The 19,485-nt window shown below is 54.3% G+C and carries 21 protein-coding genes and 2 pseudogenes; 8 read left to right on the top strand and 15 right to left on the bottom strand.

What is annotated here, in order from left to right:
- Nucleotides 1-528 precede the first annotated feature (528 nt).
- Nucleotides 529-1,005, bottom strand: coding sequence for a DUF2247 family protein (locus HU715_RS06650; RefSeq protein WP_186707361.1), 477 nt, complete (start codon nt 1,003-1,005; stop codon nt 529-531).
- 339 nt (nt 1,006-1,344) lie between these two features.
- On the opposite strand from HU715_RS06650, the gene HU715_RS06645 reads away from it, so the two are divergent.
- On the top strand, nt 1,345-1,938 hold the full coding sequence (locus tag HU715_RS06645; RefSeq protein WP_225917565.1) for a DUF4291 domain-containing protein: 594 nt from the start codon (nt 1,345-1,347) through the stop codon (nt 1,936-1,938).
- Here the strand turns inward: HU715_RS06645 and HU715_RS06640 are convergent.
- Together HU715_RS06640 and HU715_RS06635 are read right to left on the bottom strand one after the other, a co-directional pair.
- Nucleotides 1,927-2,202 carry a hypothetical protein gene (locus HU715_RS06640; RefSeq protein ID WP_186707360.1) on the bottom strand — a complete coding sequence of 92 codons (276 nt, stop codon included), beginning with the start codon at nt 2,200-2,202 and terminating at the stop codon, nt 1,927-1,929. The two genes, HU715_RS06645 and HU715_RS06640, sit on opposite strands and share 12 nt — an antisense overlap.
- Before the next feature lie 177 nt (nt 2,203-2,379).
- A complete protein-coding gene (locus HU715_RS06635) occupies nt 2,380-2,742 on the bottom strand; it encodes a hypothetical protein (protein ID WP_186707359.1) in 363 nt (120 codons plus the stop codon).
- 664 nt (nt 2,743-3,406) lie between these two features.
- Between HU715_RS06635 and HU715_RS06630 the strand changes: the two are divergent.
- Nucleotides 3,407-3,685 (top strand): annotated as a pseudogene (locus HU715_RS06630) (IS5/IS1182 family transposase); the annotation flags it as partial.
- 518 nt (nt 3,686-4,203) lie between these two features.
- Here HU715_RS06630 and HU715_RS06625 read toward each other — a convergent pair.
- The 9 genes from HU715_RS06625 to HU715_RS06585 all read right to left on the bottom strand — a co-directional run bounded on the left by HU715_RS06625 (nt 4,204) and on the right by HU715_RS06585 (nt 9,464).
- Complete coding sequence (locus HU715_RS06625) at nt 4,204-4,653, bottom strand: immunity protein RhsI2 family protein (protein ID WP_033028100.1); 450 nt, start codon at nt 4,651-4,653, stop codon at nt 4,204-4,206.
- Nucleotides 4,654-4,875: 222 nt separating this feature from the next.
- On the bottom strand, nt 4,876-5,139 hold the full coding sequence (locus tag HU715_RS06620) for a hypothetical protein (RefSeq protein ID WP_186707358.1): 264 nt from the start codon (nt 5,137-5,139) through the stop codon (nt 4,876-4,878).
- Between the two features lie 159 nt (nt 5,140-5,298).
- On the bottom strand, nt 5,299-5,658 hold the full coding sequence (locus HU715_RS06615; RefSeq protein ID WP_225917564.1) for a hypothetical protein: 360 nt from the start codon (nt 5,656-5,658) through the stop codon (nt 5,299-5,301).
- A gap of 662 nt (nt 5,659-6,320) precedes the next feature.
- Nucleotides 6,321-6,959 carry a T6SS immunity protein Tdi1 domain-containing protein gene (locus HU715_RS06610; protein ID WP_186707357.1) on the bottom strand — a complete coding sequence of 213 codons (639 nt, stop codon included), beginning with the start codon at nt 6,957-6,959 and terminating at the stop codon, nt 6,321-6,323.
- Nucleotides 6,960-7,204: 245 nt separating this feature from the next.
- Nucleotides 7,205-7,603, bottom strand: coding sequence for an SMI1/KNR4 family protein (locus HU715_RS06605; RefSeq protein ID WP_186707356.1), 399 nt, complete (start codon nt 7,601-7,603; stop codon nt 7,205-7,207).
- A gap of 402 nt (nt 7,604-8,005) precedes the next feature.
- The gene (locus tag HU715_RS06600; RefSeq protein ID WP_186707355.1) at nt 8,006-8,275 is read right to left on the bottom strand and encodes a DUF7660 family protein; all 270 of its coding nucleotides are present in this window, start codon (nt 8,273-8,275) and stop codon (nt 8,006-8,008) included.
- Nucleotides 8,276-8,356: 81 nt separating this feature from the next.
- Nucleotides 8,357-8,650 (bottom strand): hypothetical protein, encoded by a 294-nt coding sequence (locus HU715_RS06595; RefSeq protein WP_186707354.1) that lies wholly within the window; start codon nt 8,648-8,650, stop codon nt 8,357-8,359.
- A gap of 71 nt (nt 8,651-8,721) precedes the next feature.
- On the bottom strand, nt 8,722-9,105 hold the full coding sequence (locus HU715_RS06590) for an SMI1/KNR4 family protein (RefSeq protein WP_225917563.1): 384 nt from the start codon (nt 9,103-9,105) through the stop codon (nt 8,722-8,724).
- 47 nt (nt 9,106-9,152) lie between these two features.
- Nucleotides 9,153-9,464 (bottom strand): hypothetical protein, encoded by a 312-nt coding sequence (locus HU715_RS06585; protein ID WP_186707353.1) that lies wholly within the window; start codon nt 9,462-9,464, stop codon nt 9,153-9,155.
- 416 nt (nt 9,465-9,880) lie between these two features.
- Here HU715_RS06585 and HU715_RS27605 point away from each other — a divergent pair.
- Both HU715_RS27605 and HU715_RS27600 read left to right on the top strand, forming a co-directional pair.
- Nucleotides 9,881-11,035 (top strand): annotated as a pseudogene (locus HU715_RS27605) (FIST signal transduction protein); the annotation flags it as partial.
- Between the two features lie 327 nt (nt 11,036-11,362).
- Nucleotides 11,363-11,908, top strand: coding sequence for a methyl-accepting chemotaxis protein (locus HU715_RS27600; RefSeq protein ID WP_437182509.1), 546 nt, complete (start codon nt 11,363-11,365; stop codon nt 11,906-11,908).
- 188 nt (nt 11,909-12,096) lie between these two features.
- Here HU715_RS27600 and HU715_RS06575 read toward each other — a convergent pair whose 3' ends face one another.
- Nucleotides 12,097-12,492, bottom strand: coding sequence for a DUF4280 domain-containing protein (locus tag HU715_RS06575; RefSeq protein ID WP_003202818.1), 396 nt, complete (start codon nt 12,490-12,492; stop codon nt 12,097-12,099).
- 198 nt (nt 12,493-12,690) lie between these two features.
- Between HU715_RS06575 and HU715_RS06570 the strand changes: the two genes are divergently transcribed.
- From HU715_RS06570 to HU715_RS06560, 3 genes are all read left to right on the top strand, one after another.
- Entirely contained in the window at nt 12,691-13,758 is a 1,068-nt protein-coding gene (locus HU715_RS06570; RefSeq protein WP_186707351.1) for a phosphotransferase family protein, read from the top strand.
- Nucleotides 13,759-13,782: 24 nt separating this feature from the next.
- Nucleotides 13,783-14,550: an SDR family oxidoreductase gene (locus HU715_RS06565; protein ID WP_025213231.1), complete on the top strand. Its 768-nt coding sequence runs from the start codon at nt 13,783-13,785 to the stop codon at nt 14,548-14,550.
- A gap of 236 nt (nt 14,551-14,786) precedes the next feature.
- Nucleotides 14,787-15,902, top strand: a complete 1,116-nt coding sequence (locus HU715_RS06560) for a Gfo/Idh/MocA family protein (protein WP_186707350.1) — start codon at nt 14,787-14,789, stop codon at nt 15,900-15,902.
- A 183-nt stretch (nt 15,903-16,085) separates the two neighbouring features.
- Here the strand turns inward: HU715_RS06560 and HU715_RS06555 are convergent, their stop codons facing one another.
- Together HU715_RS06555 and HU715_RS06550 are read right to left on the bottom strand one after the other, a co-directional pair.
- Nucleotides 16,086-17,528: an FAD/NAD(P)-binding protein gene (locus HU715_RS06555; RefSeq protein WP_186707349.1), complete on the bottom strand. Its 1,443-nt coding sequence runs from the start codon at nt 17,526-17,528 to the stop codon at nt 16,086-16,088.
- 17 nt (nt 17,529-17,545) lie between these two features.
- Entirely contained in the window at nt 17,546-18,109 is a 564-nt protein-coding gene (locus HU715_RS06550) for a helix-turn-helix domain-containing protein (RefSeq protein ID WP_186707348.1), read from the bottom strand.
- Between the two features lie 12 nt (nt 18,110-18,121).
- Here HU715_RS06550 and HU715_RS06545 point away from each other — a divergent pair, with 12 nt between their 5' ends.
- The gene (locus tag HU715_RS06545; RefSeq protein ID WP_186707428.1) at nt 18,122-19,126 is read left to right on the top strand and encodes a DMT family transporter; all 1,005 of its coding nucleotides are present in this window, start codon (nt 18,122-18,124) and stop codon (nt 19,124-19,126) included.
- The last annotated feature ends 359 nt before the right edge of the window (nt 19,127-19,485 follow it).

Below are 19,485 nucleotides of genomic sequence, written 5' to 3'. Positions count from 1 at the left end.
GAAACTGAGCTGATTAGCTTGAGTTCAACGAGCTTCCCACAGATCTTGATCTTTTGGCGATTGAATGACCTTAGCGTCTCTTCATCAGTGCGATTTTCGACATGCGAACTGAAAATTTCTCGCTCGCTTCCTCCACTCTGGACCACGTTAGGACAAGACGCAGCTTCGAAGTCTTCACAGTAAGCTATTGGCACTGCAAGTTTATTTACAATGCGCAACTCGTATAAAAAAACTTGTTCCTCCAAGTTCTGTGCCAGAAAACAACCAGACAACACCAGCGGCAAACCCAATATTCTAAGGACGCTTAGAGATACAAATAAAATTCTTGACATCGCTCTCACTCGCAATTAATCGGTCAAATTTTATCCTAACGCTATCGGCTTCGTAGTATTTCATCAAATTCATTTCACCAGTTTTTGCGAGTAAACGGCGACAGACCACATTTCCAAAAACCAAGACAGCAATCGCTGCGCTGCACCTCCCGGCCGGCCTCGCTGAGTTCTCCGTCCGATAATTGCTTCAACTTCATCAGAGAACGTGGTCTGCCCCGCTTCTCCCAAGCAAAAACCGTTCTTTCAATGCAGCCACAACATCACGCATTGCTAAAAGCGGAGGAATCTCATCTTGAGAATATAAGCTGCAAGAAGACATATCCTCTGGGTAGTCAAAATCCGCATAAGCTTCCTGAAGGAAATTTATCTTCTCTTCGTAAGAGCCATCTAATGCTTCTATCCATAATAAGAATCCCAGTCGCCACTTATCTACGTCTGAAGCCCTACTTGTGCTCTCTAACGTTGAAATCAGACCAATAAGCTCATCATCACTTAAATCCTCCCCCCCGGCAATGATAGCGACATTCTCATTACTAGCATGACTGCCACTCACAAGCTGATTGACAGCGTAATCAAAAATGTCCTCTCTCTTTACCCACCCCCTTCTAAACCCAAAAACAAGTGTCGACCAACTCATCAAACCCAACCCAATCAGTATCTTGAACGGAGACATTTTTTCCATCCTATTTTTGAGACTCTGGTTAGGCAGCCGGGGGGAAACGGAGATAGACCACGTTTTCTAAATTAAGACAGTAATCGCTTTCCCAGGCGCCCCGGACGGCCTCGTTGAGCTCGCCGTCCAATCTTTGCTTCAATTTCATCAGAAAATGCGGCCTACTTCCATTTTTCCTGCCTGGCGGGAACGAATGGTGGTGGTTCCTTGGTTTACCGTAGAGAGGCCCCATTCCCAGCCGAGGGGTCTTCAGGCTTTCTCCATAGGAGTATCCTTGGCTGATCATGCACGACCGCTCCCTTCATCCGCGGCGCCCTCATAAAAAGACCTTTCAAACCGATGACTTACAGCGAGGAAAAAACAATGTATCAAACCGCTCTCCAACAAATCCGCGCTGTTTATGACGATAAAACCATTCGTGTTTATCAAGCCTATTCCGATGCTATTGCCGACAGTGCGTTAACACGCGGAACGTTTGTTTCGCCTCCCTTTAAAATGGAGCGCATGACGTGGATTAAGCCATCATTTCTGTGGATGATGTATCGCGCCGGTTGGGGATTCAAGGACGAAGGCCAAAAACGCATCCTTGCCATCGACATAACCCGCGAAGGTTTCGAGTGGGCACTGGCACATAGCTGCTCTAGCCATTCTGAACCTAACATGAGCCACGAGGAATGGAAACAACTCAAAAGCCGCTCCTCGGTACGTGTTCAGTGGGACCCAGAGCGCAATCTACTACTGCAACCACTGCCGTATCGCGCCATCCAGATAGGCCTCAGCCAAGAGGCCGTCCTTTTATATACCGAAGAATGGATTCAGCGGATTACTGACGTAACACCACTGGCCCACAAGATCAATTCACTTGTAATTAATCAGCAGATGGATGAAGCAAAAAAACTACTACCTCCAGAAGCTCCACTGCTAGGAATATGAACCAAAAGGCCCATATACCACTTTGTTGTTCTGCATCGCCTCTTCAAACTCAAGCTGCGTTGGCATAGACTCAAAGTGATCTACCCACTGCTCTTTTATGTGTTCGAACCAGTCTCCAGAGTTCATCTCATGGATTGGCTCCAAAATTTCAATTGGATACAGACCATCATCAGAGAGCCGCTTTAGCGCTTTCTGAGTAGCATCAACATAATCAATTCCAGACGCATAGCAACTTACATATGCCCCAGAAAAATCGGACGGCATGATTGACGACTCAAGCGGTCGAACATGAAAAGGAATAATAAAAACTATCGCCACCTTTACGCCTCTACCTAAGGAAAAAACGGAGACAGACTACGTTTCCAAACCAAGACAGCATCGCTTTCCGGGTGCCCCGGTCGGCCTCACTGAGCTCCCCGCCCGATCATTGCTTCAATTTCATCAGAAAACGTGGTCTGTCCCCGTTTCTCCTTTTTTATCGGGAACAAACAGTTCCCATGCCCCGGCCAATTTTAGATCCCTGATTACACTTAGAGTGCTAGGCCATCCATCGCCATAAACTTTTATATAAACAAACTCAATTTGCTGATCAACATCGTAGAAAAAAGAAACCTCCAACTCAAAACCTGAATAAATTTCGATCTCAAGTTTTTCACTCAGAAAGCTCAACCCCAAGCTATCAATCAGACATTCTTTAAACTCTAACGGCAAACGATTGCTCGTCTCAAACTCCCATCCATCCTGACCCAACTCTTTTCTTGCCCCTTCAGGAAGAATGAAAGCGGCCTGATATTTCCCCTTCATGACATCACTCCCATACAAGAACCGAAATTTTATTCAAACCTGCTTTCTTAGCGGCTACGGTACGACGGTGCTCATCTTGGATCTCCAATCGACCAGCGGAAACCGGGGACACTAAGCCCTCAGGGTTTATCCCCATGTCCTCCCCTATTGACAAAATTTATCGCTTACCGCTCTGTTAATGATGATCTCTGAATGGGCTTTGTCATACTTGACCACTGGGGACACGGTGCGAATCATCTTGATATCGAGGACCTTTCCACAGATCTTAATTTTTTGACGGTCGAATGCCTCTGAGTTTTCTTCGTCACTATCGACATGCGAATAGAACATTACACTCTCGGTTCCGCCACTCTGGATCACCTTAAAACAGCTCGTAGCATCAAACTCATTGCAATAAATTATTGGCGTTTCCTGATTATTCTTAATACGTAGCTCGTCTACAAAAACCTGTTCCAAGTCCGGCATCAGAAAACAGCCAGACAACGCGAGCGGCGGACAAGACATCTTAATGACGTTTAGAAATATAGATAAGATTTTTGACATCGCTCTCACTCGCAATAGATCGTTCATATTTTGTGCCGCTAGACAAATTTCTGTAAAGGAAACCGGGGATAGACCACGATTACCGAAAAACGTGGTCTGTTCCTAAGGGATCCCCAGAACCTACAATGCTGAAGCTCTGAGTCGCTACTGTGACCGTTACCGGATGCAGCCGATAATCCCTCTGCGGCCCATGAAATGCAAAACCAAGCCCGGCCTGCCTAGCTTGTTGTATCGGCCAAAATACCGGCCGCGAAACATCATCGAACACATGTTCGGCTGGCTGAAAGAAAGCCGCTGCATCGTCACACGCCTCGACAAGCTCGCGAAAAGTTATGCTGCGATGGTCTCGTTAGCTTGTGCTATGCCGTGTTTGCAACATTCCTTTTCGTACAGAGCCTAACTCTTCAGGAAGACCTCGACGTTGACCGCCCCAGTCTTGCGATCAACTCGGGATCGACTAATCACCTTTGCGTCCAACGGCTGCTCGGAAGGTATGTATATTTCAAACACGCCCTCGCCCTCAGTTTCGAATTTCCCTAGCGTCCAATTGGACTGATCCTCTTTCGACGGTTCCGGATACTCACTTAACGCCAGACGCGTAGCCTCCTTAGCGATTGGCTCCATTTCATCCAAGCTCATCAACCTCTTCATCACCATGGCTTCCACCCATTCAAGCTATCACCGTTCGGAACAAATATGCCTCGTTGCCCCATAGAACTGAACGCAAGGATACGCCAGGCATCGAGACGCATGCTCTGCGTGGCATATGGAGAGTCCTTTCGTACAAGTCGGACCAAAAACTTAGTCAACTCCAGAAGAGACAGCACCCTTTTCTATTCCCCTACTGTTTCAGTCAATCAAAATACATCAGAAGACTTGATCTGCCCGCACTGCCCCAAAGCTGCCAACTGGCTTTCGCTATATAACAGACTGCAACGAAACCGCCATCTCCAATGCAACCTTCGAATAATTCACACTACCATCAGAAGCCGGCTGTTGTTTCAATTCATCTAACGCATACACAACACTAGCTTTGTAACCAGACCGAAACAACCGAACGTCTTCCCTGTCGTTGACATAAATACCAACAGCTCGCACCGAGCCGTCTTCTAGCTTTAAATCAAGCATATTATTTGCTTGATGCTTATCTTGCCCCGCAACATAAGCCCGCAAAATGACGCCAGAAACGAATAACAGTGGCATTTGTCCTTGGCGGATGCTATCCCACCAATCTACTGATCCAAAAAGCCCATAGGTTCCTTTAAGCCCTATAAGCGGGCGAGTTTTATCCAATGTTAAAGCTTGAGTCAACGATACTCTTTCGTGATCTCTTTCCAAGTCATGCTCAAGACGATAAATCAACCTCATTGAATTATCATCTTCGCTCAAGCCAAAAAATATTTGGAGAACTCACCCAGCCAACCCTCAAAACAGATAATTTTTATCGCCAAACTCAGAATCTACTTGTGCGTAATGCTTTTACCCGACAATCGCTAGCATTCTATTTAGCCTTTAAAGAACGCAACAAAGCGTTAATAGCACTACTTCAAGTGAGCCAGAATTTTGCCCCCCCGTTAAGCCCTCTTGATCTTATTCTACGACCAACTGCCAACCGCCACTTCTTGCCTCTTCTTGCGTCAGATCCACAACATCTCTTATTTCAAAAGCCTTTTGATCAAGATTCGATTGTTGATTTAGCATCTTACGCTCACAAACTATCGTCAGAGGCTGTCGAACCTTATCACCAGAAACCGGATAAAATCGTTTTCCGATAACATCAACATTGGAGTTACAGCCTTTACAAGCGACGATCGTAACTCCATCTGACAACTCAAATTTTTCGACTACGCTCATTGTAAACTTCATTTATTAGAGCCCTATCTTTCTGTTGCCTTCTGACTTCTCAAGTGCGTTGGTCACCGTGATCCAATCTGAAAATCTCGCCATCGGCAAAATCCGTCATCACAACGCTACCAATAACAATATTATCTTATCTTTATCACGCTTGACATGTCAGTAGTCAATTCGCAGCTCACCTCGCTTGCCGAAGTTAACAATACGGACCAACTGAAATCCCATTGGAAGTACCTTATCTCGAATCAACTGGGAAACCGCATCTTCCAGAGCTTCAGGTGTGACCAAGTCCGCTGAAATGTGAATCCAGTACGGTACGTTTTCATGCGCATCTTCGTCTGAAATAGCGACGGAGAAAGTCATGCCACCAAGGGAACCCTTAAAATAATAACCATCAATGTAATTACTGCTCTCGCGCTCTTCCCCATCACTGACGTCTAGGGCATCGAAGAATCTTTTCGCAAATGGTCGCAGTTCCACGCAGCTAGGGTGCATGCCAAGCAGATTTACATATTGCATTGAATTCAACCTCCAGAAACGATTAGTTTCCAACAATTGACAGCCGGGGTCCCTCAGGGTCTGCCCCCCGTTTACCCTTGACAAAATTTATCGCTTACTGCCCTATCGATGATGATCTCGGAATGGTCCTTGTCACGATTGACTATTGGCGACACTGAGCGAATCAGCTTGATATCGAGGACCTTTCCACAGACCTTAATGTTTTGACGATCAAATGATTCTAACCTCTCTTCGTCACTGTCATTATCAACGTGCGAAACGAAAATTACGCTGTAGCTTCTGCCGCTCTGGACTACCTCAGAACAGGTCGTAGCATCGAATTCGTTGCAATAGGCTATTGGTACCGCCAGCTTATTTTCGATACGAAGCTCGTCAAAAAAAACTTGTTCCATTTCTATCAGAGAACAACTAGACAACGCCAGTGGCAAAATCGACACTTTAATGACGTGTAGAAATATAGATAAAATTTTCGACACCACTCTACTCTCACTCGCAACAGATTGGGAATATTTTTAAGGCATTATCTTATTAGCTACTTCAGCATCTATTGAAGACACCATCAAGATTCTCGACCGCATTGTTAGCCTCATCAGATTCACCATAGACTCCCCAATATGCGTCAAGTCAAAAGATAAAGGTTTCGCCAGAATAGAAACGTGGCTCTACCCTCCTTCCCTCTCATCAGTAAGCACAATATTCGCCACCAATGAACCTAGGGGAAGCTCCTTCGTTTTCCTAATTATTTGGCCTTTTAATGTCCAGTAGACATCAAGGTCTGAAACCTCTAGGTTGTCGACAACATCCTTACCACCGAGAAACAATGGCACCCTATAGCCGATACAGTCTTCATAGCTAGGAGCAGCACCTTGAGCTAGCCATTGAATATGGAAGCTAACAGCTAAAGCCTCTTCTCGGAACTCCATCAATTCTTCGTTATGAAAAGTCACGATATTGCAGGGAATCTCTAGCGCCTCTCCGGTTCCTGGCTCAAACATAACAACTCCAGAATGCCCCCCTTCCAACCGACCTGAATCCAGCGCAAATATGCAACCTAGCCAATCGTAAGCAAAGCATTGCACACGCCCATCGAAATTGGGGAACGCATATTCAATGACTTGGTTCCACTCACTAATCGAGCTAGGCGCCATCACTCGATATAATGCTCTATCAAATGAACACCCTCCAAACTCCGACATCAGTTCAGACACCCCATAAGCGTCGCCTTTAATATCCAGAGCAGTCAGGCCTTTATCGACTACACGATAATCCTCGGAGAAAGAACTGCGAAAAATATCATACATGCGTCAATCTCCGATCTTCCATATTGTCAACTTTAAAAAACATTGGAGCAGTTCACATTTTCTACAGTATCCGCTATTGTTACCCCTGCTCCTTTCGCCTACCGCTGACAACTTGATTCCAATAGCGCACAGCTTCAAAATGCTGTTGCCTCGTCAACCATGTTTTGTTTTCTGGGCTTATTGGATCGCCACCTAAAATGACCGGTACGATCTCGAACAACTCCATTCCCTTGGGGCGCCCTGGCTTATTCATCCTCGTTTGCCAACCGAGCAAATAGATCGGGGAGATCGTAGGCTAGCGTTTCGGCATACCGCCGATCCATGCCTATAAACGGGATGCGCACTATCGGCATCGCTGCGTCATCGGTATCGAAGCCATACCCCTCGCCGCCTCCGCTCGAAGCGAACAAGAAGATGCCCGGAGCATAGACTTCTACTTCATACTCCCGATTGAAGTCGGCCAATTCCTCTGCACTCCAAAAAACAATGTAATTCTCGCCTATGAAACCCTCGCCACCATTATGCTGTTTGAGAAAGTCGATATAACTTTTTGGAAGTGCCATACCCGAGTGAGTCGAGAGGTCATTGAGGATCTCGGATTCAGCTGGGTCATTGAACTCCCCCTCTGTCAAATGATATTTCATAGCTAACAATACCTACTCCAATCAGTTGGTTCGTCTGACGGACTTTCCTTTTCATCTATAGCCCACAGCACCAATTTCTCTCCCGTCAACCAAAGTGGAACTCCTGGCATATCAAATATCTCTTCAATAGAAACCAGAGTTATTAACTCACCCTATGATATTTGACGGCAAACTCGAAAACCTCGCTCCCCTACCCTAAGATCTATCAATCGATGAACGTCAGGGTACTCACCATACTTTTCCGAAATTATTTCTGGATGGATGCTGAGCACTTAAAACAACTCCACTCCATCACAAGACTCATGGTATCGAAATAGAGCAGATTTAAGTCGGCGCTGGATGCTCAAGCAAGCTTTCCCAACAGCAGAAACATAAGGAATATAGCCCCCCCCCGAGGATCCGCTACCCCTCGTAAACAGTAGCAGCAATTAACATTTCCGCAGCAATCCGCCAAGTTATTTTTTCAACATCAACAGCTTCCCCCATATTTTTGTAATATCCACCCATGTCATTTGCGAAACCTGAGAGCCCCAAAAGAAACTGATCCAAAGTATCGTTCTGCCACTCGTCACGATTACTTACATAATCCCGGCTTAATATCTCAACAAAATCGACAAAACCCGCTTTTGTTGAAACGGCCTTTGCGCATTCACACAACTCATCACTCGTCATAATTTATTCCCAGGAACAGATCACGATTATGAAACGAACCAATTACAGGTGAATTCAAATCTCGACCTATCCTTGCCCCCCTTACATCATCTTTCTTTGCCAAACACTTGACTTAGAGCTCCGCCACGCATGCCATCCAAGCGGAAGATCAGCCAGCTCAATAACGGTTGGGTCGAGCATCACAATGCTTTGCAAACTCACGACCATTGCATCTTCTTCGCTGACAGGCTCCGATTGACTGGAGTGAAACTGCCAAGCACCATCATCGCTATCATGCGAAACATACGCTATCCAGCCACCCGATAAAACTATTTTCTGGCTTGCAACGACCGCGACGTTCGGAGGATCACTAAACTGCCAACCTGCCGTTACCATACTTATCATCCTTAACTGCTTTTTTGTCTTCTCTGTTTCCGTGTAATCACTACAGCCCCCACCCAACATAGTTAAATCACACACCCGTCAGTAATCCAATCAGTTAACGACATACCGATCCTTTTAAATTCATCAGAATCCATACTGCCTTGATCCACTAGGTAGACGCCTTTACCTGCAAGCGGAAGCATTATAGAACGGCCACCACTATCGTCACCTATAGCAAGATAGGCTGAGGCATATTTATCCACCTCCAGGGTCTTATTCCTTTCAACAAGCTCACTAGAAGAATATAAGATCACACCATTTTGCAATGAAAAACCATCTGCCGAATTAAGCATCTGCACATAAGCGTCTGGCAGTTGCACGTGAAAACCTCCTTGCAACTCAACCAACCTAACGCTCGAGAGAGCACCATTGACTATAGCAACTCCTCTAACATTCAAAATATTCATTTACCCTCCCAGAAACATGGCCTGCTCCCGCCTTACCCAACCTCCTTTCACTCATCAACCATTAACTCAAAAGACTCCGCTAAAACATCACAATCAACCCACGCAACGGGTTCCTCAAACAAACCCTCAAAAATATACATTCGGCAGTCACCAGAACCACTTGCTAAAGGAGGTAAATGCCCTATTAAATATTCATCCTTAAAGCCGTCCGGCTCTTTGGGATCTCCGATGTATTCGGTCAAACTCCTTTTTGATGTAACAACACCTCGAAACACCAGCTTTCCGGATGGCAATCGCGGACCGTCGGCCATCAACGGATGTCCGGCCATCGGAAGAACCCCATATACAGGGATAGACAAAGTTCTTCCTTCCGTTAAAGGGCTACTTAACCGTGACTCCGTAAAGTGAAGCTTTTCAATCCCCTCAGAAACTCGCCTCATACTTATCACCGATGCTCATGAAGGGGGATTCCCTCTCGCGCCTAGGATTGCTTTGGCGGCCATAACAAGTAGCAAGAGGCCATCACCGAAGCATAGCGGCTGCCATTTTTTCGTCTAGAGGTCAGGGACTGTTTTTTCATCGCCCTCCCCTGGCACCCATACGAAAGTCGCTGGCCAACAGACCTAGTAAACCCCAACCAAAAGCCCCTATGGACCCTCCCCGCAAATAGCACAAGCTCACGCCCACACAAGCCCCCCTCAGCCGTGACCGCTACAGCGAAAGGACTCCCACGCATCCCTCGTACGCATCACGTCGCGCTCAACCGAGTCCAGCCATGAACCTAGCGAACCTCTTCAACAAAGCCCGAACCCGCACTCAAGGGACGGTCAGCGTGGCCTGCATTTCGGGTGAACTTGACCAAACGCTGGCCAACCTACGTATCACCCCAGTACTGATCACCGGTTTCGTCTCCCCTCACCTGGACATCGACCAGGTCGCCGCCAAGATCAAGAAGCGCTTCGCCCACAGCACCATCAGCCTGTGCACGACCTCGGGTGAGTTGTGCAACGCTGCGAACACGCTGTACTGCCAGACCGGCGAAACCTGGGATCGGGTAGTACTGCAGTTGTTTGACGCCAGTGTGATTGTGTCGGCCGAGGTGGTGATGGTGCCGCTGGAGTGCGAGGACATTCGCGGTGGCGGCAAGCGCTTGGCCATGCGTGAGCGAATCACGCGGTTGGTGAATAACATCAAGCAGGCGCAGGTGCGCACGCCCATTGATCATCGCGATACCTTGGCCTACGTGGTGTTCGATGGTCTTTCGGCTTCCGAGTCGTTTTTTATGGAAGCGCTTTATGAGTCTGGACGCTTCCCCTGCCTGTTCGTCGGTGGTTCGGCCGGGGGCAAGGCTGATTTCAAGAAGACCCTGATCAGTGATGGGCAGCGCAGTTATCAGAACCATGCGCAGATTGTCTTCTTGAAAACCGCGGCGGACGTGCGCTTCGGGGTGTTCAAGAGCCAGAATTTCCAACCGGCGGGGTTGACGTTCAGCGTGCTGACCGCGTCGGTCGAAGACCGCACCATCGACCAGGTCATCGACAGCCGGGGGAACATCAAGAGCATGGTCCAGGCGCTGTGCGAGGCATTCAAGTGCAGTGCCCAGGCATTGGAGAAGAAGCTGGCCGATTATTCATTTGCCATTCGCGTGGGCGAAGAATTGTTCGTGCGTTCCATAGCCCGCATCGACCATCAACAGCAGATCATCCAGCTGTTCTGCGACGTGGCGCCTGGCGAAGAGTTGGTGATGGTCAAGCGCACGCCCCTGCGCGAGGCGACCCGACTCGACTACGAGAAATTCCTCAAGGGCAAAGGCGGCCAGCCGGTGGCCGCTATTCTCAATGACTGCATCCTGCGTCGGCTCAACAACAGCAGCGACCTGGGCAGCATGACCGGTATTTTCGGGGATGTACCGTTGGCCGGTTTCTCGACGTTTGGTGAAATCCTCGGCCTGAACCTGAACCAGACGCTCACGGCGATTTTCTTCTTCAGGGTCACCAAGGGCGCCGGTTTTGTCGATGAGTACGTCGACAACTTCATCGCCCACTATGGCGAGTTCAAGGCGTTTTTCCTGCGCCGCCAGATCAAGAAATTGGCGGGGCTGAACCATGTGGTGGTCAAGCAGATCAAGGCGTTCAAGCTGAATGATTTCAGCAGCGCCTTGGATACCCGCGGCCTGGACCCGACGATCCTGCCGGTGTTCGATGGCCTGACGGACCTGGGCCAGGTATTGGCGCAGGCCAGCCAGCAACAGGCGCAGATGGCGACGCAGATCAAGCACTACTCCGGCGAGCTGCACCTGTCGATGGATGACCTGACGGGCACGATCGACCGGCAACACAGCGTCGCCGAGCAGGCCGGCACCACCGTCGAGCAGTTGGCCACGCAAGCGGGTGAAGCGGTGGTCGGCGCCCGTGCGCTCGCCAGTTCGAGTTTGCGCATTCAGTCGATTGTCCAGGTCATCCAGCAAATCGCCGGTCAGACCAACCTGTTGGCCCTCAATGCCGCCATCGAGGCCGCGCGGGCCGGTGAGATGGGCAGAGGGTTTGCGGTGGTGGCCGATGAGGTCCGCAAGCTGGCGGAGATCACCCGCAAGAATGCGGCGGAAATCGGTGCGGACATTGATCTTCTTTCGACGGAGATCCAAGGGGTCGCCCAGCAGATTGAAGACCAGTCCGTCGCTGTGAGCGCCTTGCGGGCGATGCTCGATGCCCTGGAAGACTCGAGCCGGACCACCGAAGGCACGGCGCAACGCACGAAAGCCATTGCGGATACCTTGACCGGGCTGACCCATGCCAATGCTTGAGATCGAGTCGGCCAGACAGTGAAGCGAGGGTAAGCGCCTGCCACAGATCCCTTTGTGGAACACTCCCTTGTGGGAGCGAGCCTGCTCGCGATGACGGCGGCCCAGTCAACATCACTGCAAACTGATCCACCGCTATCGCGAGCAGGCTCGCTCCCACAGGGTCAGTGCAATGCCTGCAAGATCGCCTGTCAGGGAATCAACATCTGCACCTGCCCCGGCACGACGATCTTGATCACTCCGGCCCAGGTGCACATCAAGGTGCTGTTGGCGTCGATGGCCGGCATGTTGCCCAGCAACAGGGTCGGGGCGCCGCCGGGGATCCACGGGGCGGCGGTGGCCGGGATGCAGGGCATGGGGGTCAGCACACCCAGGGCCGCTGCGGTGGCGGCGGCCACGGTGGGGTTTGCCAGGCTCATGCACATGCCGAAGGTAGTGATGTTCACCAGCGGGATGTGATCCATGATGTTCGCCGCCGGCATCCCGCCGGTCAGCAGGCGATTGACCGGCAGCACATTGAGCACCGCCGGGGCGGCGCCGAAGCTGCATTGCAGGGTCGCGGTGCCACAGACTTGCGGGCATCCCATCGCGGTTGCTCCTTTGAAAGCGACAGACCCCAAAACCTTAGCTCGCCCCCATCCAACGCGCACGCCGCCATGCATCAAGCCCGCTGATTATCCGGCAACACGCTAACCTATAAGACCCTGGCGTGCTTGTGACGCCTCCCACGCGCCATTAGATTAGCCAATGATCGATGGCCTCCAAAATAAGCAGAAGGGATAAGCATGGCGTTTACTGATCAGTCCACCCGCGTGCGCGACGGTGAAGAACTCGATGCCAACCTGATCGACCCGTACCTCAAGGCCCACATCCCCGGCCTGACCGGCCTGCCGAAGATCAGCCAGTTCCCCGGTGGCGCGTCGAACCTGACCTACCTGCTGGAGTACCCCGAACAGGAATTCGTCCTGCGCCGGCCGCCGTTCGGCCACAAGGCCAAGTCCGCCCATGACATGGGCCGTGAGTTCCGCATCCTCAACCAATTGCGCGATGCTTTCCCGTACTGCCCCAAAGCCTATGTGCACTGCACCGACGAGTCGGTGATGGGCGCGGAGTTCTACGTAATGGAGCGGGTCAAGGGCATCATCCTGCGCGCCGAGCTGCCGCCGGAGCTGGGTTTTGACGCCGAGCGCACCGAAGCGCTGTGCAAGAGCTTCATCGACCGCCTCGTCGAACTGCACCGCGTCGACTACAACGCTTGCGGCCTGGCCGACCTGGGCAAGCCCGAAGGCTACGTGGCCCGGCAGATCCGTGGCTGGAGCGACCGCTACGAAAAGGCCCTGACCCCTGACGCGCCGAAGTGGGAAGCGGTCAAGGCCTGGCTCAACGACAAGATGCCCGCCGACCACCCGACGTCGAGCATCGTCCACAACGACTACCGCTTCGACAACGTGATCCTCGACCCGGAAAATCCGATGCGGATCATCGGGGTGCTGGACTGGGAGCTGACCACCCTTGGCGACCCGTTGATGGATTTGGGCAACAGCCTCGCCTACTGGATCGAGGCGGACGACCCGGCGCCGGTACAACTGTTGCGCCGCCAGCCCAGCCACGCGCCGGGCATGTTGACCCGCCGTGAGTTCGTCGACTACTACGCCGAGCGCGCCGGGATCCGCATCGACAACTTCGACTTCTACTACACCTACGGCCTGTTCCGCCTGGCTGGGATCGTCCAGCAGATCTACTACCGCTTCTTCCACGGCCAGACCCAGGACAAACGCTTCGCGCAGTTCGTTCAGATGAACAAGCTGCTGGAGCAGATGAGCCTGCAGGTCATCGCTAAATCCACGCTCTGAGCGCCCTCATAACAAGGAAACAGCATGTCCAAGACCCAGTTGTTCGACCTCGACGGTAAAATTGCCTTCGTTTCCGGCGCCAGCCGCGGCATCGGCGAGGCCATCGCCAAACTGCTGGCCCAGCAAGGCGCCCATGTGATCGTGTCCAGCCGCAAGCTCGACGGTTGCCAGCACGTGGCCGATGCGATCATCGCCGCCGGCGGCAAGGCCACCGCCATCGCCTGCCACATCGGTGAAATGGAACAGATCAGCCAGGTGTTCGCAGGCATCCGCGAGCAGTTCGGGCGCCTGGACATCCTGGTGAACAACGCCGCCACCAACCCGCAATTCTGCAACGTCCTGGACACCGACCTGGGTGCGTTCCAGAAAACCGTGGACGTGAACATCCGCGGCTATTTCTTCATGTCCGTGGAAGCCGGCAAGCTGATGCGCGAGAACGGCGGCGGCAGCATCATCAACGTGGCGTCGATCAACGGTATTTCGCCAGGGGTCTTCCAGGGCATCTACTCGGTGACCAAGGCTGCGGTGATCAACATGACCAAGGTCTTCGCCAAGGAATGCGCGCAGTTCGGCATCCGCTGCAACGCCCTGTTGCCGGGCCTGACCGACACCAAGTTCGCCTCGGCACTGGTCAAGAACGACGCCATCCTGAAGACTGCCTTGGCGCAGATCCCCCTCAAGCGCGTGGCCGACCCGAGCGAAATGGCCGGCGCGGTGCTGTACCTGGCCAGCGATGCGTCGAGCTACACCACGGGCGTGGCGTTGAATGTGGATGGCGGGTTTCTGTCCTGACAGTGAGTCCCATGGCAGACCCGTGAAGATCCCCTGTGGGAGCGGGCTTGCTCGCGAATGCGGTGGATCAGTGAATACAGCTGCGACTGACACACCGCATTCGCGAGCAAGCCCGCTCCCACAAAGGGATCTTCAGCAATCACGAAAATGAATATTTATTCCAATATTTGCAATTAGAGAATATTTATTCCATAAAGAACCCTTCTGAAAATAAAAACTCAAAAGGGCTCTTTCTCATGCGTGAACTCGGCATCGGTCTGATTGGCACCGGCTTCATGGGCCGCGCCCATGCCTTGGCGTTCCACAATGCCAAGGCGGTGTTCGACCTCCCCTTGAACCTGAAACTGGCGGCCCTGGCCGACGCCGATCCGCAGCGTGCCCGGCAATGCGCCCAGAGCTGGGGGTTCGAGACGGCCCACAGCGACTGGCAACAGCTGATCGACGACCCGAAGGTTCACCTGGTCGCCATCACCACCCCCAACCACCTGCACTTCCCGATGGCCATGGCCGCGTTGGCGGCGGGCAAGCCGGTCTATTGTGAAAAGCCGTTGGCGGTGTCCCTGGAACAGGCCGGGCAGATGCGCCAGGCGGCCAAGGCCGCAGGGGTGGTGACGCGGGTCGGCTACAACTACCAGCACAACCCGATGATTCAACGGGCGCGGGACATGATCCAGCGCGGCGAACTGGGGCGGATCATCAGTTTCCAGGGTGAATTCAGCGAAGATTTCATGGCCGATCCGACCTCACCGTGGTCATGGCGTTGCGAAGCGAGCCATGCCGGTGGCGCGCTGGCGGACCTGGGCAGCCATTTGCTCGCCATGGCGCGGCACTTGTTGGGCGATGTCGAGGCCGTCTGTGCCGACAGCCAGACCGTGCACCACCAACGCCCTGCCAGCGCCGGCAATGCCGAACAGCGGGCCATCGCCGTGGATGATCAAGTCCATGGGCTGCTGCGTTTCGCCAATGGCGCCCGGGGCACGGTGAGCAGCAGTTGGCTCAAGCACGGCTACAAGAATCACCTGAGTTTCGAGATCAGCGGCACCCTTGGCACCTTGGCGTTCGATCAGGAGCGGTTGAATGAACTTCGCCTGTGCCGCGCCGGCCAGCCCGGCTTCCAGCGTTTGCTGGCCGGCCCGGATCTGCCCGGCTATGCCGCGTTCAGCCCGGCTGCCGGGCACCAGTTGGGCTACAACGAATTGAAGACATTGGAAGTGCAGGAACTGATCATGGCGCTGGCCGGCGAAGGCGCCGGCGGGACGGATTTCGAAGAGGCCTGGGAAGTGGAGCGATTGGCGGCGGCAATTCGCATCGCGGCGCGGGAGGAGCGCTGGGTCAAGGTCAACGAGCTATAACTTGCTGAGCAAACCGCTCATGTAAACGGCTCTTGTGGCGAGGGAGCTTGCTCCCGCTGGGTTGCGCAGCAACCCCAGAGAGGCTGAATGCAATCAATCTGACATACCGGGGTGAATGGTTTTGGGGCTACTTCGTAGCCCAGCGGGAGCAAGCTCCCTCGCCACAGAGGGACTGTATTCAACCTAGAGAAGGGTTTGCAGTTCAACCAATCGCCCCGCCAACGCCTTGGCCTGGCTCGCCACATCAGTCACCGCCGTGCTTTCCCACCACATCCCCCGCAGCGGCGGGCCCATGGCGAACAGGCGGCTGGCCGGTTCGCCTTGGGCATCCAGCACCGCACCATCAGCACGCGCGGCGATGCCCAAAGCCAACGGCCCCGGCTGGATCAATCCTCGAGCCAGCAACTGTTGCGGCAACGGTCGCGCAACACGACGCCAGTCATATTCGATGCCACTGGAGTTGATCAACGCGGCGCCCTGCACCACTTCCAATGCAGCCTCGCCCCGTCGACGAATATTGATCGCTACCGATCCTTCGCCAGACGCTGCCAGTCCCTTGAACGACGCCGCCTGAATCCGCAACCGCCCTTCCCCATGCAGGCGCGCGACCAGTTCCGCGCTCAACGGCGGCGAGCGATGGTGATGACTCTCCCACCACGGCCGCACATGCCGCACGAATTGCCGGCGCTGCACATCGCTGGCCTGGTTCCACAAGCGCCCGATGTGCGCGCGCACCGTGTCCAGCGGCGCCTGCCAGTCGATCCCTTGGGCTTGGGCCTGGCGGCATTGCTCGCGCAAGGCACGCATCAGTTGGCGGGGCGAACGCAGGCTGTGATCCTCGGCGAGGAAATCCACCCAGGCCGGTGGCTGGCGGCGCACATGGGGCAGCAGGCCATGGCGGGAAAACACTTCAATCGGCCCGCGATGCCCGGCCTGTTCCAGCGACACCACGGCGTCGACCATGGTCAGTCCCGAGCCGATGATCAGCACCGTGGACTGCGGATCGAGCTGGCGCATCGCGGCCACATCCCACGGATCCAGGGCCGCGGCGTTCAATCCGCTGGATTCGGTTTGCGGGGTACGCGCCGCCGGGAACATGCCGGTGGCCAGCACCGCAAAACCGCCGTGCAAGATTTGACCGTTGTCCAGCGTCACCTTCACGCCATCGTCGGCAAGCCGAAGGTCCACGGCTTCCCCGCGCACGTGCTCGGCGGTCGAACCATTTTGTGCGCCCAACTCACGAGCCTCGGCCAGGCGTTGTTGGACATAAAGGCCAAACATCCCCCGGGGTGGGAATAACTCGCTGATGGGCACGTGCTGCTGATCCGACTCGGGCCAGCCGCCGGCCTCGATGAACGCGGTGAGCCATTGGGTCAAGTCATCGGCGTTGTCCGGATCGACACTCATGCGGGCCGCGTTGCCATTCAAGGTATGGCCCAGCTCTACGGCGCTGTAGGCCTCTCCCCGTCCCAACTCGCTACGCGGCTCGACGATCAGCACCTCGCGCCGGCCCGGCAGGCGCAGCAGTTGCGCGGCGAGCATGGCGCCGCTCAAGCCGCCGCCGATGATCAGGATATCGGCTTCGCGGATGAGGCCGCTCCCCTGTCGCTCCAGCGCTGTGTCCATACCGCTCTCCCCAGGCATCAAATCACCACGTTGCGTACGAATCTCACCGCCACCGGACCATCGTTGCGATAGGCATGGGGCTGGTTGCTGGCGAACATGAAGAACTCTCCAACGCCTATGCGACGCTCTTCGCTGCCCAGCAGCAACGTCAGGCAGCCTTCGAATACATAAAGTTGTTCGCTCCATCCATCTGCGTCGCACTCGGAATGGTAATGTTCGCCCGGCTCCAGCCGCCATTCCCAGAGTTCTACCTCTCGGCTGGCGGTGGCCTTGGCGAGCAACACAGCTTTGCTGCCCGGGATCACACCGGCCCAGACCAGTTCGTTGATGCGGCTCGAGTCGCGGGCTTCGGGGGCTTGGATCAAGTCGCTGAAGGCGACATCGAGGGCTTCGGCGACCCGGTCCAGGGTCGTCAGGCTGACGTTCTTTTCGCCGGCCTCGATGGCCACCAGCATCCGCCGACTGACCCCCGACAGCTCGGCCAGCGCCGCCTGGCTGAGTTCGGCGGCATGCCGCAGACGACGGACGTTCTGGCTGACGTGTTGCAGGACGGAGGCCCGCTGGCCGGATTCTTTGTGCACTATATTGCTCACATGGCAGGGTTGCGCATTATACTGCCCAACTTCGGGCGCATTGTGCGTCCGCCTCAAGTGGCGCGCAAGGTCATGGCATCGGTGAATTCCCCCCAAGCTTCCTCCCGTTTCTCAAGGTTCAGCAAGGCCGAATGCGTGCTGGTGCTGATTACCATGATCTGGGGCGGGACTTTCCTGTTGGTGCAGCACGCCATGACGGTCAGCGGGCCGATGTTTTTCGTAGGCCTGCGTTTCGCTGCCGCGGCCGCGTTTGTCGCGCTGTTCTCCTGGCGGCATCTGCGTGAACTGACGCTGTTCGAACTCAAGGCCGGGTGCTTCATCGGCGTGGCGATCATGCTCGGCTACGGTTTGCAGACCGTCGGCCTGCAAACCATCCCCAGCAGCCAGTCGGCGTTCATCACCGCCCTCTACGTGCCGTTCGTGCCCTTGTTGCAATGGCTGGTGCTGGGCCGGCGGCCAGGCTTGATGCCGAGCATCGGTATCATGCTGGCGTTCACTGGGCTGATGCTGGTGTCCGGTCCGGCCGGGGCCTCGCTGAACTTCAGCCCCGGTGAAATCGCCACGCTGATCAGCGCCATCGCGATTGCCGCCGAAATCATCCTGATCAGCGCCTACGCCGGCCAGGTCGATGTGCGCCGAGTGACCGTGGTGCAACTGGCGAGCACGGCGGTGCTGGCGTTCCTGATGGTGGTGCCGACCCAGGAAGCGATCCCGGATTTTTCCCTGTTGCTGCTGGTCAGCGCCGTGGGCCTGGGGGCCGCCAGCGCAGCGATCCAGGTGGCGATGAACTGGGCACAGAAAAGCGTCTCGCCGACCCGCGCCACGCTGATCTATGCCGGTGAGCCGGTATGGGCCGGCATCGCCGGGCGCCTGGCGGGCGAGCGGCTGCCGGCGATCGCATTGTTCGGCGCTGCGCTGATCGTGGCGGCGGTGATTGTCAGTGAGCTGAAGACCCGCAGCAAAGGTGTTGTCGAAGTGGATGAGGGGCTTGAGCGCGAGCAGTGAGGCCGGTTACCTGCGATGGTGATTGGACCTGTGGCGAGGGAGCTTGCTCCCGCTGGGTTGCGCAGCGGCCCCAAGGAAGCCGAATGCAATCAACCTGACACACCCGGGTGAATGGTTTCGGGGCTACTGCGTAGCCCAGCGGGAGCAAGCTCCCTCGCCACAGGGATAAAGCGCGACATTGCGCAGGACCTCGCCCCAGCGACTCCAATACGTGCGCTGATTCCTGAGCGGTGCCCCCTGCCCAAACAACGCAAAGTCAGAAAACTCCACCTACCCTGTAGGATTCTGCGACACCCTCGCGGTTGGTGATCGGGAATACGCCACGTATGATCCCTCACAACCTTCCGCCGAATAGAAGC

The organism is Pseudomonas zanjanensis (assembly GCF_014268745.2).
Classification (GTDB): Bacteria; Pseudomonadota; Gammaproteobacteria; order Pseudomonadales; family Pseudomonadaceae; genus Aquipseudomonas; species Aquipseudomonas zanjanensis.
This window is presented reverse-complemented; position numbering and strand designations above follow the sequence as displayed.